Annotated in this window: 25 protein-coding genes and 1 pseudogene; 6 read left to right on the plus strand and 20 right to left on the minus strand. The window is 40.4% G+C overall.

What is annotated here, in order from left to right; translation table 11 throughout:
* Positions 1–121 precede the first annotated feature (121 nt).
* The 11 genes and pseudogenes from CYP84_RS10915 to CYP84_RS00085 all read right to left on the minus strand — a co-directional run.
* Positions 122–250 (minus strand): annotated as a pseudogene (locus CYP84_RS10915) (integrase); the annotation flags it as partial.
* Positions 251–303: 53 nt separating this feature from the next.
* The gene (locus CYP84_RS00040) at positions 304–1161 is read right to left on the minus strand and encodes an AMIN domain-containing protein (RefSeq protein ID WP_103636259.1); all 858 of its coding nucleotides are present in this window, start codon (positions 1159–1161) and stop codon (positions 304–306) included.
* A 5-nt stretch (positions 1162–1166) separates the two neighbouring features.
* Complete coding sequence (locus CYP84_RS11110) at positions 1167–1349, minus strand: hypothetical protein (protein ID WP_178140078.1); 183 nt, start codon at positions 1347–1349, stop codon at positions 1167–1169.
* 104 nt (positions 1350–1453) lie between these two features.
* Positions 1454–2704, minus strand: a complete 1251-nt coding sequence (gene eno, locus CYP84_RS00050) for a phosphopyruvate hydratase (RefSeq protein WP_103565812.1) — start codon at positions 2702–2704, stop codon at positions 1454–1456.
* Positions 2704–3801 carry a recombinase RecA gene (recA, locus tag CYP84_RS00055; RefSeq protein ID WP_002940852.1) on the minus strand — a complete coding sequence of 366 codons (1098 nt, stop codon included), beginning with the start codon at positions 3799–3801 and terminating at the stop codon, positions 2704–2706. The genes eno and recA overlap by 1 nt, the downstream gene beginning before the upstream one ends.
* 62 nt (positions 3802–3863) lie before the next feature.
* Positions 3864–4352: an addiction module antitoxin gene (locus CYP84_RS00060; protein WP_103636260.1), complete on the minus strand. Its 489-nt coding sequence runs from the start codon at positions 4350–4352 to the stop codon at positions 3864–3866.
* Between the two features lie 8 nt (positions 4353–4360).
* Positions 4361–5158 carry a UDP-N-acetylmuramate dehydrogenase gene (locus tag CYP84_RS00065; protein ID WP_103636261.1) on the minus strand — a complete coding sequence of 266 codons (798 nt, stop codon included), beginning with the start codon at positions 5156–5158 and terminating at the stop codon, positions 4361–4363.
* Complete coding sequence (fliQ, locus tag CYP84_RS00070; RefSeq protein ID WP_223154231.1) at positions 5155–5424, minus strand: flagellar biosynthesis protein FliQ; 270 nt, start codon at positions 5422–5424, stop codon at positions 5155–5157. Before fliQ ends, CYP84_RS00065 begins: the two co-directional genes overlap by 4 nt.
* Positions 5421–6236 (minus strand): menaquinone biosynthesis family protein, encoded by an 816-nt coding sequence (locus CYP84_RS00075; RefSeq protein WP_430393500.1) that lies wholly within the window; start codon positions 6234–6236, stop codon positions 5421–5423. The genes fliQ and CYP84_RS00075 overlap by 4 nt, the downstream gene beginning before the upstream one ends.
* A 113-nt stretch (positions 6237–6349) precedes the next feature.
* Positions 6350–6847, minus strand: coding sequence for a chemotaxis protein (locus CYP84_RS00080; protein WP_103636263.1), 498 nt, complete (start codon positions 6845–6847; stop codon positions 6350–6352).
* 8 nt (positions 6848–6855) lie between these two features.
* A complete protein-coding gene (locus tag CYP84_RS00085) occupies positions 6856–7944 on the minus strand; it encodes a nicotinate phosphoribosyltransferase (protein ID WP_103636264.1) in 1089 nt (362 codons plus the stop codon).
* Positions 7945–8071: 127 nt separating this feature from the next.
* Here CYP84_RS00085 and modA point away from each other — a divergent pair, with 127 nt between their 5' ends.
* From modA to CYP84_RS00105, 4 genes are all read left to right on the plus strand, one after another.
* Positions 8072–8770 (plus strand): molybdate ABC transporter substrate-binding protein, encoded by a 699-nt coding sequence (gene modA, locus CYP84_RS00090; protein WP_103636265.1) that lies wholly within the window; start codon positions 8072–8074, stop codon positions 8768–8770.
* Positions 8771–8778: 8 nt separating this feature from the next.
* Positions 8779–9438 carry a molybdate ABC transporter permease subunit gene (locus CYP84_RS00095; protein WP_103636266.1) on the plus strand — a complete coding sequence of 220 codons (660 nt, stop codon included), beginning with the start codon at positions 8779–8781 and terminating at the stop codon, positions 9436–9438.
* Positions 9439–9523: 85 nt separating this feature from the next.
* Positions 9524–9976, plus strand: a complete 453-nt coding sequence (gene accB, locus CYP84_RS00100) for an acetyl-CoA carboxylase biotin carboxyl carrier protein (RefSeq protein ID WP_002940019.1) — start codon at positions 9524–9526, stop codon at positions 9974–9976.
* Positions 9976–11307 (plus strand): acetyl-CoA carboxylase biotin carboxylase subunit, encoded by a 1332-nt coding sequence (locus CYP84_RS00105; protein ID WP_103636267.1) that lies wholly within the window; start codon positions 9976–9978, stop codon positions 11305–11307. Before accB ends, CYP84_RS00105 begins: the two co-directional genes overlap by 1 nt.
* 165 nt (positions 11308–11472) lie before the next feature.
* Here CYP84_RS00105 and CYP84_RS00110 read toward each other — a convergent pair whose 3' ends face one another.
* From CYP84_RS00110 to CYP84_RS00145, 8 genes are all read right to left on the minus strand, one after another.
* On the minus strand, positions 11473–12024 hold the full coding sequence (locus CYP84_RS00110; protein WP_103636268.1) for a DUF2393 family protein: 552 nt from the start codon (positions 12022–12024) through the stop codon (positions 11473–11475).
* The gene (locus CYP84_RS00115; protein ID WP_002939967.1) at positions 12024–12554 is read right to left on the minus strand and encodes a DUF2393 family protein; all 531 of its coding nucleotides are present in this window, start codon (positions 12552–12554) and stop codon (positions 12024–12026) included. Before CYP84_RS00115 ends, CYP84_RS00110 begins: the two co-directional genes overlap by 1 nt.
* Positions 12544–13278, minus strand: a complete 735-nt coding sequence (hisIE, locus tag CYP84_RS00120; protein ID WP_103636269.1) for a bifunctional phosphoribosyl-AMP cyclohydrolase/phosphoribosyl-ATP diphosphatase HisIE — start codon at positions 13276–13278, stop codon at positions 12544–12546. The genes CYP84_RS00115 and hisIE overlap by 11 nt, the downstream gene beginning before the upstream one ends.
* A gap of 2 nt (positions 13279–13280) precedes the next feature.
* Positions 13281–14399 carry a prohibitin family protein gene (locus CYP84_RS00125; RefSeq protein ID WP_103636270.1) on the minus strand — a complete coding sequence of 373 codons (1119 nt, stop codon included), beginning with the start codon at positions 14397–14399 and terminating at the stop codon, positions 13281–13283.
* A 16-nt stretch (positions 14400–14415) separates the two neighbouring features.
* Complete coding sequence (locus CYP84_RS00130; RefSeq protein WP_002939975.1) at positions 14416–15330, minus strand: branched-chain amino acid transaminase; 915 nt, start codon at positions 15328–15330, stop codon at positions 14416–14418.
* Between the two features lie 100 nt (positions 15331–15430).
* Positions 15431–16072: a thiol:disulfide interchange protein DsbA/DsbL gene (locus CYP84_RS00135; RefSeq protein WP_103636271.1), complete on the minus strand. Its 642-nt coding sequence runs from the start codon at positions 16070–16072 to the stop codon at positions 15431–15433.
* A 9-nt stretch (positions 16073–16081) separates the two neighbouring features.
* Positions 16082–16579 carry a thioredoxin-dependent thiol peroxidase gene (bcp, locus tag CYP84_RS00140; RefSeq protein WP_103636272.1) on the minus strand — a complete coding sequence of 166 codons (498 nt, stop codon included), beginning with the start codon at positions 16577–16579 and terminating at the stop codon, positions 16082–16084.
* Positions 16576–16779, minus strand: coding sequence for a tautomerase family protein (locus CYP84_RS00145; RefSeq protein WP_103636273.1), 204 nt, complete (start codon positions 16777–16779; stop codon positions 16576–16578). Before CYP84_RS00145 ends, bcp begins: the two co-directional genes overlap by 4 nt.
* 113 nt (positions 16780–16892) lie before the next feature.
* Here CYP84_RS00145 and CYP84_RS00150 point away from each other — a divergent pair, with 113 nt between their 5' ends.
* Complete coding sequence (locus CYP84_RS00150) at positions 16893–17297, plus strand: hypothetical protein (RefSeq protein WP_103636274.1); 405 nt, start codon at positions 16893–16895, stop codon at positions 17295–17297.
* Here CYP84_RS00150 and CYP84_RS00155 read toward each other — a convergent pair.
* Positions 17294–20614 carry a DUF748 domain-containing protein gene (locus CYP84_RS00155; protein ID WP_103636304.1) on the minus strand — a complete coding sequence of 1107 codons (3321 nt, stop codon included), beginning with the start codon at positions 20612–20614 and terminating at the stop codon, positions 17294–17296. The two genes, CYP84_RS00150 and CYP84_RS00155, sit on opposite strands and share 4 nt — an antisense overlap.
* Positions 20615–20789: 175 nt before the next feature.
* Between CYP84_RS00155 and CYP84_RS00160 the strand changes: the two genes are divergently transcribed.
* Complete coding sequence (locus CYP84_RS00160; RefSeq protein WP_103636275.1) at positions 20790–22322, plus strand: ABC transporter substrate-binding protein; 1533 nt, start codon at positions 20790–20792, stop codon at positions 22320–22322.
* Positions 22323–22339: the final 17 nt, after the last annotated feature.

Genomic DNA, 22339 nt, shown 5'->3' on the forward strand with positions numbered 1-22339 from the left:
GTAAGCTTTTGGGCTGCTTGCAAGCTAAAAATTCTCGCGTATTTATATAGTTTCATAGTTAAATTTAGTGTTTTAAATTTGCATGGGTTAAATTTACTATTGATAGTTTGCTTTTAGTGCCCTAGTTCGCCAGATCCTCAGCCACTTTTGTGGCTAGTTTTAGCTTGTCACTATCAAAGTGCGTGTAAATTCACGAGGTATTTAAGCTAGTGTGCCTAAAAGCTTCTTGAGCTAGTTTAAGCCTTTTTTGGTTGCAACCAAGAGAAATTTAAAATAGCAGGCTTAAATTACAAATATCAAAAACTATAAAAGCTTAAGCACATATCCATTTTCAGCGGTTTCAAGCTTATATTTATGCATCTTGTCAAGCTCTAAAACCACTCTGAAATACTTATCATGCCAGCCGATTATGACGTTTTTAAATGTCTCGTTTTCAAGCTTTAAATTTCTAGTTTTAAAGCTTCTTGGAGGTTTTGCAAAGTCAAGCACGATCTTGTTTTTCTCGTAAGCAAAGTGCTTTAAATTTTTAGCTTTTGTGACGATATTTAGCTCTTTTTCATGTGTTAAAAAGCTCACAAATCCTAAGAATTTAATCTCTTTTTCGCTGCTTTTTATCTCTTGAATAGGCTTTGAGGCTGGCTCGATCTTTACTTCGACTACCTTTTGCTCAGGCTTAGCTGGCTCTTTTGCTTTTTTTGTGCCAAGGTCGATCACTACGACGTTTGGAGTTGGCACATCTGAGGTTTTGTTTCTATCTTTGTTTGGAATTTTAGTCTCATTTTTTTCTATTATGACTGGCGTGCTAACCTTTTGTGGCACCTCTGCCATCGTGACTGAGACGTCTAGTTTTTTGGCTGCGACTGGTTCTGGATTTTTCATCTTACTTATGGCAAATTCATCGTTCCAGTCGATAGTTTTGTTTATATCGGTTAGTCTTTTTTCTTTTATGCTGCCGTCATTTGCTCTGTATCTTATGGTGACATCCATCAAAAGCGCTGCGTCGCTTGGAAATTTAAACGAGAGCGAGTTGAAGCTGTCATATTTTTCTACGACGTTTGTCGTCATAACGCTTGTGTTTAGCTCGCTAATAGGTATAAATGGGTTTTCTCTGGCGCATAAGCTCGCAATCATGATAGATAAAACTAACCAAATTTTCTTCATCGTTCCTACTTTTTATTAGAGTCTGGCTCAAGGCCTTGCAATTCAAAATAATCTTTTTGCAGACGTGCATTCATCTTTTTTAAAATTTCCACGTCTTCGCTAAGCCTCTCTTTTTTGCTCTGAAGGCTTAGCATCACGTCAAGTGAGCGTTTGCCAAACATCATGTTGCCCACGTAAAAGGCAAACATAGCCACGCAAATGGTGGCTATGACGTAGCGTAATGTCGGCCGAACAAATTTTACGATTTTATGAAATATGCCATCTTCTTTGCCATATTCATCTAAAATTTCGCTCAAATATTATCCCCTAAAAACTCACCCGCCTCAAGCTCGATCTCGAGCAAGCGGTTGTATTTCGCGTTGCGCTCGCTTCTTGAAGTGGCACCTGTCTTTATCTCGCCAGTGTTTAGTGCGACTGCAAAGTCAGCGATAAACGCATCTTCGCTCTCGCCGCTTCTGTGGCTCATTATGCAGCGGTAGCCATTTCTTTGAGCAAGGCGGACAGTTTGCATAGTTTGAGTGACGGAGCCTATTTGATTTGGCTTGATTAGGATCGCATTTGCGATCTTTTTCTCGATGCCTTCGCGTAAAATTTTCTCATTTGTAACAAAAAGGTCGTCGCCAACTAGCTGCACTTTGCTACCAAGCCTTTTTGTAAGCTCAGCCCAGCCGCTCCAGTCATCCTCGCTAAGGCCATCTTCGATAGAGAATATCGGATATTTTTCACAAAGTTTTTCGTAGTAGCTAATGAGTTCGTCGCTGCTAAATTTCTTGCCCTCAAGCTCGTATTTGCCATCTTTATAAAGCTCGCTTGAAGCGACGTCAAGGGCAAGTTTTATCTGGCTGCCTAGCTCATATCCAGCCTCTTTTACGGCTTGTGAGATGAGCTTTAGCGGCTCCTCGTTGTCTTTTAAATTTGGAGCAAAGCCGCCCTCATCGCCGACAGCTGTGCTGTGTCCGGCTGCATTTAGGATAGATTTTAGCTTGTGATAAATTTCAGTCGCAGCTCTTAGTGCCTCGCTAAATGTGCTAAAGCCAAATGGCATGATCATAAATTCTTGAAAATCAACGCTATTATTTGCGTGTGCGCCGCCGTTTATGATGTTAAACATCGGCACTGGCAAGATGCTAGCGTTTGCACCGCCAAGGTAGCGATAAAGCGGGATATTTAGGCTCTTTGCAGCTGCGCGAGCTACCGCCATAGATACGCCAAGGACTGCGTTTGCGCCTAAATTTGAGTAGTTGTGCGTGCCATCAAGCTCAAGCATCTCCGCATCGACTGCCTTTTGGTTGTAAGCATCAAGTCCTATCACTGCTTCTGCGATCTTTTCATTTACATTTGAAACAGCCTTTAAAACGCCTTTGCCAGCATATCTCTCGTCTTTGTCGCGAAGCTCGAGCGCCTCACGCTTGCCAGTGCTTGCACCACTTGGTACGATCGCGCTTGCCTCGGTGCCGTCGCTTAGTCTAACTGTCGCACGAACTGTTGGGTTGCCTCTGCTGTCTAAAACCTCGTGAGCTTCTACATCTTCAATAAATACCATTATTCATCTCCTGCTTCGTTTGTGTCGTCGTCTTCGTCTTTTGCGCCGCTGCTTATTAGGTGATCGATCCCCATTGAGCCTTTTATCGCCGCTACTATCTCATCAGAAATTTCTGGGTGCTCTTTTAAGTAGGCTTTGGCATTTTCTCTGCCTTGGCCTAGTTTTTCGGCCTTGTAGCTAAACCACGCACCTGATTTGTCGATGATGTCGAGCTTTACGCCATAGTCGATGATCTCGCCCTCTTTGCTCACACCCTCTCCAAACATGATGTCAAATTCAGCCACTTTAAATGGAGGCGCGACCTTGTTTTTAACGACTTTTGCTTTTGTGCGGTTGCCGATAGGCTCGTCGTTTTGTTTAAGTGTGGCTATCTTTCTTACGTCTATTCTTACAGATGAGTAAAATTTAAGTGCATTACCGCCAGTTGTAGTCTCTGGCGTGCCATATCCCATCATACCGATCTTCATACGAATTTGGTTGATGAAGATAACAGTTGTCTTCATCTTGCTTAAAATTCCAGTTAGCTTTCTAAGCGCCTGGCTCATGAGCCTTGCTTGCAAGCCAACGTGCTGATCGCCCATATCGCCGTCTATCTCGCTCTTTGGAGTAAGAGCTGCGACGCTATCAACTACGATAAGATCGATCGCTCCGCTTCTTGCAAGTGTCTCAACGATCTCAAGTGCCTGCTCGCCAAAGTCTGGCTGAGAGACGTAAAGGTTGTCAGTGTTTACGCCTAAATTTGAAGCATATTTTACGTCTAGTGCGTGCTCTGCATCGACAAACGCACAAATTCCGCCAGCTTTTTGCGCTTCAGCGATGATGTGAAGTGTGAGAGTAGTCTTACCAGAGCTTTCTGGTCCGTAGATCTCGATGATCCTGCCTTTTGGGACACCGCCTATGCCAAGAGCCAGATCAAGCCCTAGCGAGCCAGTCGGTATCGACTCGATAGCCTCAACCTCTTTGTCGCCAAGTCTTAAAAGCGTGCCTTTGCCAAAAGCTTTATCGATCTGCTTTAGCGCAAGCTCAAGCGCCTTTTTCTTGTCCGCTTCGCTCTCTGGGATAGCTATCTTTTTGTCACTATCTTTTTCTTTTGCCATTTTTTACCTTATAGTTGAAATTTGGCTTGATTTTATCTAAAAAGAGATGAATTTTACTTGATTTACTCGCAAATTATAATATTTTCGCCAAGCAGTGCAGCGCTATCAATAAGAGCAAAAAGCTGCTCTTTTTCAAACAAAAATCCATAAATTTGATCTTCGTTTTTTAGTATCGCAAGCTTAAATGGCTCTACAAGCGAGCTTGCGCAAAGATTTAAAAAAGCTTCATCGATACTGTTTTGTGAAATTTGGGGTTTGATTTTGAAATTTTCATCTTTTATAAAAGAGATAAATTCCTCTTGCGAGGTAGATTTATTAAATTTAAAAATTAATTTTTCTTTTAAGGCCTCAGCCAAAATTTCATCAAATTTAACTAAGTCGATGTGATCTTTTACACCTAAAATTTTGGCAAAATTTAGCAAGTTTTTATCATAATCAGCCACATTTTTCTCATGCTCGCTTTGTGCCTTTTTAGCCCTATAAATGGCGTAAAATCCGATAGCTATAAACAAAAGTGAAAGGGTAAAAACTTCGCTTAAAAACTCACTCATCATCATCCTTATAAAATGCAAACTTCAGTCTTAAGCTCTACGCCAAATTTCTCTAAAACTCTAGCTCTAGCCAAATTTATAAGGCTAGTGGCGTCTTCAAAGCTTGCGTGGTTAAAATTTATCAAAAAATTTGCGTGCTCTTCGCTAAATTTCGCTCCGCCAATAGCGTATCCCTTTAGTCCAACTGCCTCCACCAACGCCCCTGCAAATTGCCCTTCAGGATTTACAAAGCAGCTGCCAAAGCTAGCTCCTTTTGGTTGATTTGCCCTTTTTGCGCTTATAGCTTCAGATATGCTTGCACCAAAGCCACTAGAAAGCTCAAATTTAGCCCCCAAAATGGCCCCATCTATGCCGCTGTGGCGGTAGCTAAATTTTATCTCCTCTTTGCTTACCCAGCCACGGGCCAGACGCACATGCGTGAGGTTGTCGCTTATGCTAAATTTAAGCAGTCCAGCGTTCATTTTTATAAGTCCGCCAAGCGTGCCTGGGATATTTTTTAAAAACTCAAGGTTCGCGATGTTGTTTTGCTTGCAGAAGTTATAAATTTTAGCGGATTTTGTCGCAGCACCTATCTCAAGACAAATTTTTTCATCACAAATTTCTAAATTTATATAGTCAAAGCTCTTGCCAAGCATTGCCATTTTTGGGGGATTTGGCGAGATAAGAAGGTTGTTGCCTCCGCCTATCATCACAGAGCCTAAAAAGTGAGGCGAGCTTAGATCTTCAAGGCTATCAATCTCGAAAATTTCATGCACTCCGCCTATCCTAACTGAGGTAAATTTAGAAAAATCAACAAGCCTCGTCACTGGATAAATTCCGGTATAAAATCAAGCATACGAGTGGTAAATTCAACCATCATCGAGATCATCCAAGGCATCAAAAATATGATGACAACGACGACTAGTAAAATTTTTGGCACAAAGCTTAGCGTGGTTTCGTTTATCTGCGTGGTCGCTTGAAAGATGGAGATGATAAGACCAGCTATTAGTCCGCTTAGTAGCATGGGAAGGCTGATATAAAGGGCGATCTTAAAGGTTTCAACTCCAAGTGAGACAAGCGTACTTTGCATCAGCTAAACCTTACTTCGTTGTATTCAGTTGGGATTAGGTAGTCATTTACGTCGATAGCTTTTTCAAAAAAGCCTTTGTCGTAGCCTATTTGATAGAGCTTATTTAGCGCTTTTAACTGCGTTTCATTCATGCTTATTGACTCGTCATTTGCATATAAATTTAGATACGTTTTAAGATCCTCTTTGCCAACTCTGATGAGGTTTCGCTCCATTAGCATGTGAGATAAAAATGGCTTGTGCGAAGTAGCGATCCTAACGGCCTCGCTAAGCACTCTCTCGCACTCTATCGCGTCGGTTATCGGTAGGCTTCGTCTAAGCGCCATGCCACCAAGTGGAAGCGGTAAATTTTCGCCATTTAGCTCGCTCCAGATGTCCCAAATTTCGCGCTCTACGCAGAGCTGGTCTGAGAAATTTAAGATACTTTCATGTATAAGCACGCCAGCATCGACCTCGCCGCTAAGCACGGCATTTTCGATCTCTAAGAAATTTTTATAAACGATCCTTGCCTCTGGGTAGGCTATGCGAAAAAGCAGAGCATTTGTCGTGTTTTTGCCAGATAGTGCGACCTTGAAATTTCGCTTTAGCTGCTTATCTTTTAGCTTGATAAGCTTTGGGCCATATCCGTTGCCAAAGCTCACGGCACAGCGTAAAAGTGCAAATTCATCGCAAATTTTAGGATAGAGTGCAAAGCTGATCGCCGTTGCCTCATAAGTGCCTTTTAGCGCCTCTTCGTTTAGTGTCTCTATATCAAGCGTCTTTGATGTAAAGGCTAAATTTTTACTGCTAACCCAGCCAAATTTGACCGCGGCATACATGAAAATATCGTCAGCGTCCGGCGAGTGAGCGACGTTTATGGTTTTTAGATTGTGCAAAGATGATCCTTTTTTTTGATTACGCCATTTTAATGAAATTTATTTAAAATAAAGTTTTAAGGGCGGTTTTGAAACGATTTTACCAGCTTTGCATCTTTGAAATTTAGCACGTATTTCACGTCTATGGCGTCTTTAGCCCCTTTTCTTCGAGCTTGGAGCGTTGAGTAAAACGGATGCTTAAGCTCAAGCATCTTAATCAGTTTTTGATCGCTATCTTCTTTTTTTATATTTTCAACGATTATTGTCGTTATAAATTTGCCCTCAAACTCGTAAAATGGCCAGACAATCACGCCTGCATCGCTTGTTTTAAAGTCCGTAATTTTAGACTTTTTAGGGATATTTAGCATAGAGATGATCTTTTTGCGTGAGCTGTCCGCATTTTGCACGGAGATCACCTTTACAAGCAGGTCTTTTTTGACTCCGATGCCATTTTGACTAAAGCGATAAACTCCGTCCTCAAGGATGCCAACTTTTTCAAAGGCGTTAGCGTAGGTTGCGGCAGTGCATGCAGTCAGTAAAAGCGACAGAATCGTTAAAATTTTTATAAATTTCATCTTCTTTCCTAAAATTTCACTCTCTTTAGCCTATCTGAAGCGAAATTTTTTCTGCCAAATTTAGCCTCGCTTTTGCCGTTTAGCTCGACTAGATCGCCTGTAAAGCCACAAATATCATTTTTGACAAGATAGCTTCCCACGCCGTAAATATCAACTGGGGTGTTAAATTTCTCAAATTCGCTCATTTTTTGTGGGTTAAAACCTGAGCTAACGACGATTTTAACGTGCTTAAAGCCAGCTTTATCAAGCGCCTCTCTTAGGGCAAATATAAGCTCCTTGCAAACGCCGTGTGGGTCAAATTTGCTCGTATCTTTGTCTTCAAAATACCTATCTATCAAATTTTTACTAGTATCCACTCTAACCGCGCCAAGCCTCTTTTTTAGGGCATTTGCAGCCTTTAAAGCGTCTGTTATCACGTCGTTGTTGTAATCAACCAAGGCAGTGATCTGCTCGTTTTCAAAGGTTTTAGCGTAAATTTGGCAAGCTCTCACCACGTCTCCGCTGCACATTTGAATGAGCGCATGAGGCATGGTGCCACCACCTTTTAGCCCTGTAAGCTCGCCCTGAGCGTCTGTGGCGACCTTTTTGATGCCACCTACAAATGATGCATAGCCGTCGCCTGGCTGAGTGCAGATGTCATCTTGTCTGTCTGCCATGCTAAAGACGTCCTTGCCATTTGCTGCTTTTATCACATCTCTGGAGTTTGTCGCCACACAGCTTCTTCTAGTAAGCGTCGCATCGATGATGTTTTCTAAAAAGCCAAAATCCTCATACTTGCCGCTTATCTTTAAAACTGGCTCATTTGCGTTTATGATATCGCCATCATCAAGTGCGTAAATTTCAAGCTCGCTTGGGTTTTTGGCAAATTTATTAATGATAGCTAAAACCTCGTCGATACCGCAAAGCACGATATCGTCGCGCCTTTGAAAAAACTGCATCGTCACGTGCTGATCAGGCAGGTTTTGCTTAATTATCTCATTTACTTTTAGAAAGTATTTCGCTGTGAAGTAGCCCTCACCGATCCTTGGATCTAGCCTAAAAGTCTTATCTGTTAGCCTCTCCATCTTGCCTTGCATCTTTAGCTCAAGTTCGTTCATGTCTGTCCTTTTGTTTTTGCGAGATTATACCATTTTAGAAAAAGGGTAAAATTGTAAAAATATATTTTAAGAATATATAAGAGTATATTTTATAAAATCGTGAAATTTTATTTTTAAAGGAAAAAATATGAAAAAATTTTTGCTTTTAATGGCCGCAGTCTTTGCATTTGGCAATGAAAATTTGCTAGTAAGTGCAGGCGGTGGTTATAAAAAGATAGTCGAAGCAGTCGCGCAAAATCTCAAAAAAGATGGCGTAAATATTGATACATCCTTTGCAAACATCAAAGCGATCATGGCGCAGGCAAAAGAGGGCAAAACTGACGTGATAGTGGGCGATGAGGACTTTTTGAAAAAGTCTGATCTAAAGATCACTGAATATGTAAATTTAGGCTCTGGCGCCTTGGTGCTAGCTACTAAAAAAGGCTTGAAAATAGAAAAAATTGACGAGCTAAAAACGCTTTCAAAAATCGCTATGCCAGACGCGGCAAAGACAGTTTATGGCAAGAGAGCGCGCGAGTTTATGCAAAAAGCAAATTTAGAGGGCGAGCTAAAGGATAAAATTTTAGCAGTTGCAGGCGTGCCACAGGTCGTTACCTATATATTAAACGGCGAAGTTGATGCTGGCTTTATCAACCAAACCGAGCTAAACGCGCACAAGGATGAATTTGGTAGTTTTATCTTGATAGACAAGTCGCTTTATGCACCAGCAAACATCGTGGCTGCAAAGCTTGAAGGATGCGAGAAAAAGGCTGACTGCGAGAAATTTATAAACGAGCTAAAAAGCGAGAGATCAAAAGAAATTTACGCTAAATTTGGCATAAGATAGGGCGAAATTTGCAAGAGCTTGCTTGGCTTTTTGATCCGCTATTTTTAAGTATAAAGGTCGTTTTGTGCCAAGGGCTTTTGCTAGCCGTTTTTGGGCTGGCTCTTGCTTATTTTTTAGCTTTTAGCAACTCTAAATTTAAAGCAGTTGCCGAGATGATAGTCACCTTTCCACTCATATTTCCGCCCATTGCGACTGGATTTTTACTGCTTTATCTACTTGGCAAAAATGGCATCATCGGCAAGGCTTTAAATTTAGAGATCGTCTTTAGCTTTAAAGCCCTTGTGATAGCAGCTTTCATAGCCTCGCTGCCACTTTTTGTAAAGCCCGTAGCCTCAGCGCTTAGCTCACTTTCAAAAAGCCTTAGCGAGGCGGCATACAGCCTTGGTAAAAATAAATTTCAAACAGCCATTTTAGTGCTTTTCCCAAGCATCGCAAAAAGCGTGGCAGCAGCCTTTATCTTAGCGCTCTCGCGAGGGCTTGGCGAGGTTGGTATAACACTCATTTTAGGTGGCAATATCATAGGCAAAACAGACACCATCTCACTTGCTATCTACAACGCAGTCTATGACGGCAAAAGCGATCAAGCACTCGCTTTAAGCCTTGTTTTAGTTGTGCTTAGTTTCGTCTTATTTTTTATTATAAATTTGCTAGAAAAAAGTAGGATTTAGCACAAAATTTATGCCAGCTAAAAATTAAATTTATTTAAATTTCGCTACAATTAGGGGCTTATATAAAAATTTAGGAGAATTTTCTATGAAAAAAGAAGATATAAAAGAGCTTATCGAATTTTTTAATGGTATGGAGATGAATCATATCAAGATAAAAAGTGGTGATTTTGAGGTCGAGGTAGAGAAATTTGCTGATTATTGCGCGCCTGCAAAGCCAGCGGCACAAGCAGCAGCTCCAGCGCCAACACCTGTAAATGTTGTCGTTAGCTCAGAGGTAAAACCAGCTGCAAATTCGCCAAAAGATAGCATAAAATCTCCTATGGTAGGTACTTTCTACGCTGCTCCAAGCCCAGGCGCTGCACCATTTGTAAAAGTAGGTCAAAGAGTGAGAAAAGGCGATGTAGTGGGCATCATCGAAGCTATGAAGATCATGAATGAGATCGAGGCTGAATTTGACTGCCAGATCACTGAGATGCTAGTCTCTGACGGACAGCCAGTTGAGTTTGGATTGCCGTTATTTGGCGTGGAGAAAAATTAATGGAATTAAAAAGAATTTTAATCGCAAACCGCGGTGAGATCGCTCTTCGTGCTTTGCGAACGATAAAGGAGATGGGTAAAGAAGCCGTTGTAGTTTATTCAACCGCTGACAAAGACGCGCTTTACGTAAAATACGCCGACGTAGCCATTTGCATCGGCAAAGAGCGCTCAAGTGACAGCTACCTAAATATCCCAGCTATCATAAGCGCAGCTGAGATCAGCGAAGCAGACGCTATCTTCCCAGGTTATGGCTTTTTAAGTGAAAATCAAAATTTTGTTGAAATTTGCTCACACCACAAGATCAAATTCATTGGACCAAGCGTTGCTGCGATGGCTTTGATGAGTGACAAGAGCAAGGCAAAACAGGTCATGCAAAGAGCTGGCGTGCCAGTCATCCCTGGCTCAGACGGCGCTGTGGCTGATACAAAAGCTGCAAAAGAGCTAGCCAAAAAGATCGGCTATCCTGTCATCTTAAAAGCTGCGGCAGGCGGCGGCGGACGCGGTATGCGCGTGGTTGAAAAAGAGGCTGATTTAGAAAAAGCGTTTTGGTCTGCTGAGAGCGAGGCGATGAGTGCATTTGGCGATGGCACGATGTATATGGAAAAATATATCCTAAACCCACGTCATATCGAGGTTCAAATCATCGGCGATAGCCATGGCAACGTGCTTCACATAGGCGAGCGCGACTGCTCTATGCAGCGCCGTCACCAAAAACTGATCGAAGAGAGCCCAGCTATCTTGCTTGATGAAAAAACAAGAGAGAGGCTACATGAAACTGCCATAAAAGCTGCAAAAGCGATCGGCTACGAGGGAGCAGGTACGTTTGAGTTTTTGGTTGATAAAAATTTAGACTTTTACTTCATCGAGATGAACACAAGGCTCCAAGTCGAGCACACAGTAAGCGAAATGGTAAGCGGACTTGATATCATCGAGCTTATGATAAAAGTGGCTGAGGGCGAAAAGCTACCGCCACAAAAGAGCATCGAGCTAAAAGGCCATGCGATCGAGTGCAGGATCACAGCTGAGGATCCAAACACCTTCACACCATGCCCTGGCAAGATCACAAAATATGTCTGCCCAGGCGGCCGTAACGTGAGAATGGATAGTCATATCTATCAAGACTATTCTATACCGCCGTATTATGACAGTATGATAGGCAAGCTCGTAGTTTGGGACACTGATAGAAACAGAGCCATTCACAAGATGAAAGTTGCTCTTGATCAGCTCATAATAAGCGGCATCAAAACAACAAAAGACTTTCACATCGCCATGATGGAAAACAAAGACTTTTTAAGCAACAACTACGATACAAACTATCTTTCAAGACATTAAAACTAAATTTTAAACCATTGCCTTTTGGCTTTGGTTTAAAATTTCAAAATTAAATTTATTTTATATAAGCCAAATTTTTAGGTATTAAACTTTTTAAATTTAAGAGAAATTTAGCTAGTTTGTAACTACAAAATGTAATAAATACTAAAAATTTATCTAAATTTATTAGTAGCAACTAAGTTTTGTGATGTTCATACCATTTTTAAAATATGGCGGGTAGGGCATAGTCACTGTAAATGGCACTGCTTTTTGCTTTGGTAAATTTTGAGCTACATCAAATTTATATGCCACAGTGTTTGGTCTCTCCTCCTCATCGCCTCCAAAAACCCATGAGAAAAATGAAATACCGCTTGGCTTAAATAACGCCTCGCCGCCAAGATCGTTTTTGTTTAGCGGTTGATTTATGAGCTTAATTGTAAGGGTGCATTTGCTAATGGTAAATTTGCCGACATTTCTTACTTGACCACGAAATACGATGCTTTCATTTCTTAACACTCGCTCGCTCTTTACGCCTTCGACTATGCCTTTTTTAGTGTATTTATCAAGAACTAGCATCAAAAAAATAGCAAGCGTGGTTGAGACCAAAATGTTTGTAAAAAGTAGCGATAAAAATAGTTTTCGCTCGGCTCTAAGCGACAGCACAAGAAATAAAATAGAAAGTAGTGCGATCGCGAAAAGCACGATGATATGAACGATGGTAAAGTAGTTTGAACTCATCAAAAACACTCCGCTTTTTTGGTGATATTGTAGTCAATGAAGGCAAAGTCATTGACAAATTCTCTTATCTGCTTGCTCTGCTTTGGCAAAAGTGCTTCATTTAAAATGATCCGTTTTTTAGCAAATGGGTTTAGTGAATTTAAAAAATTTCTCGTGCTTTGCTTTGAGCCAAGGTAGAAGCCAAGCTCGATTTTGCAAATGTTTAATGTGTAGTTTGAATTATTTGTGATGTTAAAATCAACCATCAACGCATCTACATATTGAAGCTGTTTTGTGTTTATTTTGCTTATGCTAACTGGTCTTAGATTTTCATTTATATATTTGTTTGCGTAGTAGTTGCCTGCAAAAAGTCCCAAAAAACCAGCTAGGATAAATAAAAATCCTATCTGCCACCATGATTTTATCGCGACGAAAATTCCTAAAAGAACGATAAATATAAAGGCTAAAAAGACCCAACCATAGGCTAGAAAGTCGATAAGTTTGGCGTTTTGAAGTATGAAAAGTATGTTATGCTTGATGCTATTTAACATCTCGCGATCTTTTTTCTTCGATGCCACTCATGCCAAAACGCCTTGCAAGCTCGTTTTTGACGGCATCTGGATGTATGTTGTGGGCTGAAAGTGCCACAAGTGAGTGAAAACAAAGATCGGCTGCTTCATAGATGAGGTCATTTTTTGCTTTTTGCTCATCTTGTTTTATCTGCTTGGCAAAACTAAGCTCTTTTGCCGCCATGACAAGCTCTGTAGCCTCTTCGCCAACTTTTTTTAGAATTTGATTTTCACCCTTTTTAAAAAGGCTTGCCACGTATGAAGTTTGCGGATCAGCATTTAGCTTTCTATCTTCTATAACGTGATAAAGCTCGTCAATGACGCTGTAACTTGGCTTTTTAACCTCGCATTTTTGATCAGAAATTTCTAAATTTTCTAAATTTATCTCGTTAAAAAAGCAAGACCTTGCCCCAGTGTGACAAGCAGCGCCTCCATTTTGAACGACTTTTAAAAGCAAAGTGTCGTTGTCGCAGTCTAAAAACGCAGCCTTGATCTCTTGCGTGTTACCACTCTCTTCGCCCTTTTTCCAAATTCTATTTTTAGTGCGTGAAAAGTAGTGAGCGTAGCGGCTAGATAGACTTAAATTTAGTGCTTCTTCGTTCATATAAGCAAGCATCAAAACCTCGTTTGTAGCGTGATCGCAAACCACCACCGGGAGCAATCCACCAATCTTTTGCCAGTCTATACTTTTTGCTACGCTATTCATTTTTACCTTTCGCTAACCGAGCTAGCTTTTGCCCTATCTTTCGCATCTAGCCAGATATTTGGCACAGCTCCGCCAGGTGTTAAGAAAATTTTAGCATCTTTGTTCTCTTTAAGAGCGTCGTTAAATCTATTTTGCGTCTCGATCTGTTTTAAATTTAATAAATTTTGATCGACACTTTTTGCGATCTCTTTGTTTGCATATGCAGTCGCATCAGCCTCGATCTTGATTGCATCAGCCTTACCTTTTGCTTCGATGATCGCAGCTTTTGCAGTACCTTCTGCAAGGGCAGCTTGTTTTAGAGCCTCTTGATTTGCACGCTCGACCTCGTATTTTGTCCTCTCAGCCTCTTGTTTAGCGATCTGGACACGCTCGATCTGCTCTTTTACCTTTGAAGGCAAAATGATCTCACGAAGCTGCACTGTTAGGAGCTCGACTGGCTTGTTTGGCTGTGAGTCGATGTCTTTTCTTATGCCCTCATCTATCTGCCTTGCTAGGTCGTTTCTCTTGGTTGGTAGCTCTTCGGCTGTGTATTTACCAGCTATGCTGCGAACCACGTCACGCACGACAGGATCAACGATCTTGCTCTCCCAGCTAAGACCCCAAGATGCGATAGTTTGTGGTGCATTTTCTGGATTTAGGCGGTATTGCACGGTGATATCGATACTAACTGGCAAGTTTCTAGCGTCCAAAACCGAGATAGAGTTCTTGCGTAAAATTCCAGCACCGACGCCTTGATATGATTTTTGCATTGATTCGCCCATATCCTCACCAGAAGTGTAATTTATGATCCTAACTCTGGTATCCACGATGATGATGTCTTGGATAAATGGCAAAAAGAAGTGAAAACCTGGTTGCAGAGGATTTGGCTCATATTTACCCGCTGTGGCTTTGATGCCGACCTCGCCTGAGTGTATCACTTTAAATGGCTGAGTGATAGCAAGGATCGCGATAATAGCGATTATAATGTAGGCTAGCGCACCAAATTTGCCAAAGCCGCTTGGTATATTTGGCATTTTAAAATCCTTTTTAAAAGGTGGCTCTTTGTCGTTATTTTGACCTGAGCCCCTATTGTCATTACCTGGCTTTTTTTTGTTGAAATAATCATTTAAATCAGCGGGCATTTCGTTCCTTTAAATCTTAAATATATGTTAAAAATGATTCGTATTTTTTGTTTAGACCATAAACTACGTCAAAGTAAGCTTTTTGTAGTCTCTTTGTCACTTCGCCTCTAGCGCCGTTGCCGATGATGCGGTTATCTATGCTGTTTATCGGAGTTACTTCAGCTGCAGTGCCGGTGAAAAATGCTTCGTCAGCTGTGTATGCTTGATCTCTTGTGATGCGCTCTCTTCTTACTTCGATGTCAAGATCGTGAGCTAGTCTTATGACTGTATCTTGAGTGATGCTAAGTAGGCTGTTGTCGTTTGGTGGAGTGATTAATGCGCCATTTTCAACGATAAAAAAGCACTCGCCTGGACCCTCAGCTACAAAGCCCTCGCTATCAAGAAGCAGCGCTTCGTCGTATCCAGCCTCTTTTGCTTCGTAGTTTGCCATTTGTGAGCTTAGGTAGTTTGAGCTAGCCTTTGCTCTGTTCATTTGAGCAGCAGGGGCTAGTTTAGCAAAGCTTGAAATTTTAACTCTGATGCCTTTTTCTAGGCCTTCATCGCCAAGATATGCACCCCACTCCCATGAAGCGATAGCAGTTTGCACTGGTGCTTTTGTGTGCGCTACGCCCATTACGCCGTATCCTAAAAAGATAAGTGGGCGGATATATACGTTGCTGTTATATTTATTTGCGCGAAGTAGTTCGATCTGTGCTTTTTCAAGCTCTTCTTCAGTATAAGGCACGTTTAAAACGGTCATTTTTGCTGATCTTAAAAGTCTTTTTGTGTGGTCTTTGAGTCTAAAAATAGCTAGACCTTTTTTTGTTTTATAAGCTCTTGTGCCCTCAAATACGGCATTAGCGTAGTGCAAAGAGTGAGTTAGAACGTGTACTTTCGCATCGTCCCATTTTACTAGTTTTCCATCCATCCAGATGAATTCTGAAGCGTTCATAATTAAACCTTTCTTTTTTAGAAATTTGATCCGAGTTTATCTAAAATTGCTTTAAATTTACATTTCTAAGCCCAAAATGTCCGTAAATTTTGGGCTAAAGTTACTTATCTAAAAGCTCTTTTATCGTCTTTGCCATCTCATCGATCGATGATGCTGCGTTTAAATTTATCAGATACTTGCCGCTTACCACAAAGGCTGGCACACCGCTGATACTTGCTACATCATAAGAGGCAAACCACTCGTTTAAAAGCTCTTTTGCACGCTCTGAGTTTAGCGCTTTTTCGTATTCGTCTTTGCTCACGTGAGCTGCATTTAGCGCTAGGTCGATAAATCTTTGCTTATCTTTGCCGTCATTAAAGTCATCTTTTTCATCGTGTCTTGCTTTATAGATCGCAAATTTAGCTTGCTTAAATTTAGACTCATCGCTTAGCAGATCAGTCCCATTTGCCTCGTCTATCGATATAAGAGCGGCGAAAATTTTACTTGTAGTCTCGCCAAGCTTGCCTTTGGTGCTTAGGTGATATGGGATAAATTTAACCCCGTCAAGCTTTGATATCAGCTTTCTTGTGATCGTTCGGTCAAATTTATAGCAGTGAGGGCAGTCGTAGCTAAAGACCTTGACGACTGAGTTTTTAGGCACGTTAAGCGGTTTTGCTAGAGTTTGATACTCCACACCTTCAGTCAGTGCTGATAAATTTAGCGTAAAAAACGCACTTAAAATTAGCATTTTTATAAGCTTCATTTTTGCTCCTTACTTCACCAGATCAGCTAGCACTTTTGCGGCGTGGTCTTTGGCTTTTACGCTTTTATAAATTTTAGCTATCTTGCCGTCTTTACCGATCACAAAGGTGCTTCTTACGATGCCAAGATACTCTTTGCCGTAGTTTTTCTTGACCTGCCAAACGCCATAGAGCTTTGAAATTTCCTTATCCTCATCGCTTAGCAAGATGTGCTTTAAATTTTGCTTTGCGATAAAGCCAACGTGAGACTTCACGCTATCTGGGCTAACGCCGATGATAATGGTGTCATTTTTGATGAACTGATCGTAGTTTGCGCTAAATTCGCAAGCCTCAGTTGTGCAGCCTGGAGTGTTGTCCTTTGGGTAGAAGTAAAGCACCACGTTTTTGCCTACAAAGTCCTTTAGCGCAACCTTTACGCCGTCTTGATTTAGCGCTTCAAACTCTGGCGCCTTGTCGCCAACCTCAAGTGTTATCTTTCTTTCTAAGTCCGCTTTACTAAATTCGCTCATTTTATCCCCTTTCTCTTATCTTCTACGCTCTCGCCTGCTACGCCGATATTGCCAGCATCGTGAGTTTCTAAAAATATCATAACCGCCTCTTTTTTCTTGCCAAGCACCCTCGCAAGCGTCTCGGTTACTTCTTTAAAAACTTGATCTTTTTGCTCTTTTGTAGGCTCTGGGCCTGCTATTTTGATATTAACATAAGGCATTTTTGCTCCTTTTTTAAGATGCAAAATATTAGCCAAAATGAGTGAAATTTCAGATTAAAGCCGTTATTTAAGAATTTGGCATTAAAATAAGCAAACTTCCAAAAGGAGCGAAAATGGATTATAACAGGCAAAATAAGGGCTTTGTTTGCTTTATGTATGGCTTTGGACGAAGCAGGGCGGTTTATGCAGTTTTGATGATAGTAATGGCACTTTTAGCTGGTTTTTTAACACTTACTTCAAACGCTCAAGCTGACTTTTCAAATTTGCAAATAGCCCTTGGCATCATACTTTGTGGCCTTTTGCTGATCTTTGTAAATCCTAAAATTTTCATCATCAAGCTAATTGGCTACTTAATCGCTTTAGCTGGCGTTATGATCGCCCTTCACAACGCAAATTTGCTGGGAGCTGATTTTAATTTATACTTTTACGCAAGCCTTATTTTTGGGGCATTTATGATGCTTATGCTTCTTAGCTGGTTTGTCTATAATGCTAGAAGCAGCGAAATAAATGAAATTTAGTTCGCCACTCCCATTAGCACGCTTGTGTAGGTGTTTTGCTTAGGCTCTGAGCTTGTTGCATCGTTTATATTTATGCGGCCAGCCTCAAGCCCAGCTTTTATAAGCGCCTCTTTTACCGCATTTGCACGCTCATTTGCAAGCTCTACTAGCTTTGCTTTATCGACCTCGATGCCCTTTAGCGCCTCTTCTCTTAAGGCTTTTTCGTTTCTATCTTTTAAATTTGGCACAAGCTCATTTAAAACTGCGATGTAGTCTTTGCCGCTTGAAGCGATGATTTGATTGATCTTTTGATCTAGTTTTTTGTTCTTATAAAAGCTCTCATCGAGTTTTGAGTATGTTGGCGTTATGCTAAGCTTCATCTTAGGTTTTGAGCCAGTTAGCTTTATAAAATCAGCTATCTTAGGCGCTTCTGAGCTTATAAGCTCGCTACTTCCTGCAAGAAAATCAATAGAGCTAAGATCTTTGCTGCCAAGTCCTAGGGCGTTGCCTAAAAATCTAAATGGAGCTAGCGTGATGTCAGCAAAGAGTTTTTTCACAGCTGCCCAGATGACGCCGCCATATTTAAAGTCAGGATCGTCTAAATTTCCCTCAACTGGCAGATCGATGTTTATTTGATTATTTTGATCGCTAAGTATCGAGATAGCAAGTGAAAGTGGCAAATTTACAGCATCTTTTGACTCAACCTTATCTCCAAGTGTAAGCGAGTCAAAATTTATAAAATTTGAGCCATTTAGTTTTGAGTCGGTGACGCTATAGTTTAGGTTTAAATTTAGCTTGCCTTTTTTGATCTTATAGCCCACAAACTGCCCGCTATATGGCGTTATATCGGTTAGATCGATATCTTTAAAGTCAAGCTTTATATCGGTATTTTGCTTTAGCTCAAACGGAAAGAGTTTTGCAGTGATCTGTGCAAAGCCATTTTTGCCAACCACGCCTTGAAACTCGCCTGAGCTTGGGCGCTTTTTATCGATGTCGGTGAGCTTGCCATTTAGCTTTGAGATCGTTGTGGCAAATGGCATAAATAGCGATGCGTCCGAGAAATCAACCTCGCCATTTTTTAAAGAGAAATTTTTCACGCTAAATTTTAGCTCGTCCTCTTTTTTGCTAGCTACTTTTTTGGTCTCAGGTTTTGCCTCAGTTTTAGCTTTATTTTTATCCTCTTTTACGATCTGAGATAGGTTAAATTTACGCTCTTTGCTTAGATGAGCCTTGATAAATGGCGAATTTAAGCTCACTCCGCTTATAGTAAGGTCATTTTTGGCAAATGAAATTTTTTCAAGTTCTAAGCTTTTAAAAGCGACCAGTTTTTCAGCTTTTTTGCCATTTAGCCTTATATCTTTTATGCTAACTTTTGCGTCTGCTTTGATATCTTTTGCGTAGCTTATCTCAGCGCTACTCTCAAGCTGTCCGTTAGCTAGATCGGCCTCTAAAAAGGGCTTTGCATAGGCAAAATACTTTGGTAAATTTGTATCATTTAGCTTGATCTTCGCACTCACATCAAGTGGCTCGATCTTTATCTTGGACTCAACATCCAAATTTAGCTTTTGTGAGCTCTTCATCGCCACTTTTGCGTCAAATGGCTTGCTAAAATCACTACTTAAATTTGCTACTTTTACAAAAAGATTATCAAATTTATGAGCGATCTTCTCGCCCTCAAAAAGGTGCGTCAATGCGATATCTGCGTTATTTACACTTATATTTTTTACATCAAATTTAAACTCATTTTCTTTGCTTTTTGAAGCGCTTTTATTTTCAACCTTTTTCTCCACTTTTTTAGTGTGTTTTGCCGCCTTTGTAGCTTTTGCGCTCTGCTCGCCAAATCCTAGCTCATTTACAGCACTTAGACCATTGTCGTTTAGTTCTGAAGTAAATTTAGGCTTATTAATATCGACACTAGCGATATTTAGAGCCATTTTTAAAAGATCAAAGCTTATGCTCTTTATCGCCACGTCAGCGACGCTTGCTATATCTTTATTTTTTGCTTTAAGCCCTATGTTTTTTACGTTTAGCTCATCAAAGCTCGCAAGGCTCTTGTTGCCATCCATTGTAAAGCTTGTATTTGTCACGCCAGCGCTTGCTACATTTGCATTTGCACTTTTGCTAAGTGGCGCGTTGATGCCGTTTAGTGCTATTTTTTCAAGCGTTAGGGCGGTTTTGTTATTTACTAAATTTAGATTTAAATTTGAAGCGTTTATATCTTTTAAATTTGCTAAATTCCTATCTGCTTCATCTATTTTTAAAGCGTTTGCACCTACGCTTTTTAGCTTGGCTGTGGCGTTTAGTTCGCTTTTTTCATTTAAATTTGCAAGCAGCGAGATCTCATTTAAATTTAGTGATTTTACGCTCGCAGCGATAGCACTTTTAAAAGAGATGTCATTTAAATTTATAGCGCTTAAATTTAGCGCAGCCTCCGTTTTATCCGCTATCTTGCTATCAATGTCAAATTTTGGAAGCTCTAGCTCGCCAAGGCTTAATTTATTTTCGCCCTCGTTTAAATTTAGCCCTTTTACATTTAAAAAGCCATCTTTTAAATTTATCTTAGTTGCGTTCTCGTCGGCATTTAAAGCGTAGTTTATCTTTAAGTTTATAATGGCATTTTTGAGATTTAACGTGTCATTGTCGATGAAGCTTATCGCAACTGGCTTTATGCTAAAGTCCTTTATGCTGACGTTACCCTCTATTTTTAGTGGATTTAGCTTGATATCGCCATTTAGATCGATCTTGTGTGCCAGGCTTGAGTTTGAGTCAAATATGTGACTACCTGCGCTATTTTTCTTTGTATTTAGCGAGCTAAGCTCGTAGTTTATATCATCAAAACTTACGTTAAATGGCTTTGTTAAATTTTGATCACTATACGAAAATGAGCCTTTGATGATTTTTGCGTTATTTAGTGCGAAATTTATCGAGCTAGTGCTGTTATCTTCGCTAGTTGCGTTGTCCTCGCTTATAAAATTGCTAAAGTTAAAATTTGCCTTTTTGTCTCTTGCGATCTTTACTTTTGGCTCATCTAGCCTAAAAATGTCTATCTCAACTAGCTTTTTAAAGATAGAAAATGGTTTTAGTTTAAGGTCGATCTGCTTCGTGCTAAAAAGCGGCGAAGTGGTGTTTAGCTCGGCATTTGTAGCGTTTAGCTCGAAGGTAAAGGGATTAAATTTAGCATCACTTACAAAAAGCGTTGCGTTGTAGTCTTTTAGGTACTTTGGCGCGATATTTTTGATAGCATAAGGCAGACCAAAAAAGCCAAGTAGCGTGTAGATAAGCAAAAGTGAAACTACGCAGATGCCAGTGATCAGAGCTATTTTTTTCTTTTTATCCATTTTGAAATTTACCTTTTTGTCAGCTAAAATAAGCCCTGATTTTACTTTAAAAAAGGTTAAAAGATAGTTAGAAATTTCAAATTTTCTATACATTAAATTTACATTTATCTTAATAATACTTTTATGCATTTCGTATTACCATTCGTCAAATATTTTTTAAACAAAGGAGCGAGTGATGAAGAGATTTTTGGCTTTATTGTTTTTGTTATTTTCTGCCTTTACTTATGCAAATGAAAATGCTGTTGTAGTCGCTATCGAGGAGCAAACACCTCGCATAAACCCACTTTATGACGAGGATCACGATCCTACGCTTTCGCTGGTTTTTTCTGGTCTTACTAGCCACGATGAAAATAGCCATGTAGTGCCAGAGCTTGCTAAGTCTTGGCAGGTGAGTGATGACGGGCTGGAGTATATTTTTGAGCTAAGAGATGATGCTTTTTGGCACGATGGGGTCAAATTTAGCGCAAAGGACGTTAAATTTACCATCGAAGCAGCTCAAGATAAGAAGCTAAACGCGCCTGCTATCTCAAACTACGAGGTGGTAAAAAGCGTTGAAATTTTGGGTGATTATAAAGTTAAGATCACGCTTAGTGAGCCATTTCCGCCGTTTCTTGACGCACTTAGTTTTGGCGTTTTGCCTGAGCACATTTTAAAGGGCAAAGATATCGCAACTGATAAATTTAATGACGCCCCTATCGGCACTGGCGCATACAAGCTTGTAAAATGGAAAAAGGATGAGAGCTTGGAATTTGCGGCAAATGAGAAATTTTATAAAGGCGAGCCAAAGATCAAAAAGGTATTTTTTAAAATTGTTGGCGATGAAAATTTAAGACTTGTGGGCCTAAAAAGCGGTGAGATCGACGTCGCACTCATCTCTCCAACAGGGGTAAATTTCATAAAAGATGATAAAAAACTTAGCTTGCTTAAATTTAAAAGCGCGGATTATAGGGCTTTGATGTTTAACTTTGAAGATCCTCTTTTTCAAGATAAAAATGTAAGGATAGCCCTAAACTACGCCGTAAATAAAGATGAGATCGTTAAAAGCTTATTTCACGGATATGCAAGCGTAGCGAATAATCCGATAGAAAAAAGCTTTGCAAATGACAGCGAGTTTAAATTTAGCTACGACCCTGCAAAGGCTAGGGAGCTACTTGAAAAGAGCGGCTTTAAGAAAAACAAGGCTGGCTTTTTTGAAAAGGACGGCAAAGAGCTTGGCTTTGATATCTACGCCTTTAATAACGATGTTTTAAGGGTCAATCTAGCTAAAATTTTAAGCAGCGAGTTTGAGAAATTTGGCGTGAGAGCCAAAGCCTACGCAAAGCCAAGAACAGCCTTTAGCATAAGCAAGGTAGATAGCTTTGTTATCGGCTGGGGAAGCCCGTTTGATCCAGACTTTCACACATATAGAATTTTTGGCGGATTTGCTGACGTGAGCATAAATGAAAATGGCTGGAATTTTAGCCACTACAAGGACGCAAACGTCGATCTTGCCTTAAAAAACGCGAGATATACAAAGGACGTGGAGCTTAGGAAAAAATACTACAAAGAATTTCTAAAAGCGCTTCATGAAAACCCACCTTACATTTTTATAGCCTATCTTGACTATCCGCTCGTTTTTAACAACAAAATTTCAGGCATAAAGACACAAATTTTGGGCCACCATGGGGCTGGCTTTTTATGGAACATAAGAGAGTGGCAAGTAAAATAGTGGATAAAAACTTTGTT

Source organism: Campylobacter concisus, assembly GCF_002912425.1.
GTDB classification, from domain to species: Bacteria; Campylobacterota; Campylobacteria; order Campylobacterales; family Campylobacteraceae; genus Campylobacter_A; species Campylobacter_A concisus_AH.

Bases quoted from the DNA above. Each gene is read 5' to 3' on its own strand.
- CYP84_RS00150 (WP_103636274.1), top strand. From the start codon at position 16,893: ATGGATTATAACAGGCAAAATAAGGGCTTTGTTTGCTTTATGTATGGC.
- recA (WP_002940852.1), bottom strand. From the start codon at position 3,801: ATGGCAAAAGAAAAAGATAGTGACAAAAAGATAGCTATCCCAGAGAGC.
- accB (WP_002940019.1), top strand. From the start codon at position 9,524: ATGAAAAAAGAAGATATAAAAGAGCTTATCGAATTTTTTAATGGTATG.
- CYP84_RS00160 (WP_103636275.1), top strand. From the start codon at position 20,790: ATGAAGAGATTTTTGGCTTTATTGTTTTTGTTATTTTCTGCCTTTACT.
- CYP84_RS00145 (WP_103636273.1), bottom strand. From the start codon at position 16,779: ATGCCTTATGTTAATATCAAAATAGCAGGCCCAGAGCCTACAAAAGAG.
- hisIE (WP_103636269.1), bottom strand. From the start codon at position 13,278: ATGAATAGCGTAGCAAAAAGTATAGACTGGCAAAAGATTGGTGGATTG.
- CYP84_RS00135 (WP_103636271.1), bottom strand. From the start codon at position 16,072: ATGAAGCTTATAAAAATGCTAATTTTAAGTGCGTTTTTTACGCTAAAT.
- CYP84_RS00155 (WP_103636304.1), bottom strand. From the start codon at position 20,614: ATGGATAAAAAGAAAAAAATAGCTCTGATCACTGGCATCTGCGTAGTT.
- CYP84_RS00115 (WP_002939967.1), bottom strand. From the start codon at position 12,554: ATGTTAAATAGCATCAAGCATAACATACTTTTCATACTTCAAAACGCC.
- CYP84_RS11110 (WP_178140078.1), bottom strand. From the start codon at position 1,349: ATGTTTGCCTTTTACGTGGGCAACATGATGTTTGGCAAACGCTCACTT.
- CYP84_RS00105 (WP_103636267.1), top strand. From the start codon at position 9,976: ATGGAATTAAAAAGAATTTTAATCGCAAACCGCGGTGAGATCGCTCTT.
- CYP84_RS00075 (WP_430393500.1), bottom strand. From the start codon at position 6,236: ATGTATGCCGCGGTCAAATTTGGCTGGGTTAGCAGTAAAAATTTAGCC.
- modA (WP_103636265.1), top strand. From the start codon at position 8,072: ATGAAAAAATTTTTGCTTTTAATGGCCGCAGTCTTTGCATTTGGCAAT.
- eno (WP_103565812.1), bottom strand. From the start codon at position 2,704: ATGGTATTTATTGAAGATGTAGAAGCTCACGAGGTTTTAGACAGCAGA.
- CYP84_RS00110 (WP_103636268.1), bottom strand. From the start codon at position 12,024: ATGAGTTCAAACTACTTTACCATCGTTCATATCATCGTGCTTTTCGCG.
- CYP84_RS00130 (WP_002939975.1), bottom strand. From the start codon at position 15,330: ATGAACGCTTCAGAATTCATCTGGATGGATGGAAAACTAGTAAAATGG.
- CYP84_RS00040 (WP_103636259.1), bottom strand. From the start codon at position 1,161: ATGAAGAAAATTTGGTTAGTTTTATCTATCATGATTGCGAGCTTATGC.
- CYP84_RS00085 (WP_103636264.1), bottom strand. From the start codon at position 7,944: ATGAACGAACTTGAGCTAAAGATGCAAGGCAAGATGGAGAGGCTAACA.
- CYP84_RS00080 (WP_103636263.1), bottom strand. From the start codon at position 6,847: ATGAAATTTATAAAAATTTTAACGATTCTGTCGCTTTTACTGACTGCA.
- CYP84_RS00060 (WP_103636260.1), bottom strand. From the start codon at position 4,352: ATGAGTGAGTTTTTAAGCGAAGTTTTTACCCTTTCACTTTTGTTTATA.
- CYP84_RS00125 (WP_103636270.1), bottom strand. From the start codon at position 14,399: ATGCCCGCTGATTTAAATGATTATTTCAACAAAAAAAAGCCAGGTAAT.
- bcp (WP_103636272.1), bottom strand. From the start codon at position 16,579: ATGAGCGAATTTAGTAAAGCGGACTTAGAAAGAAAGATAACACTTGAG.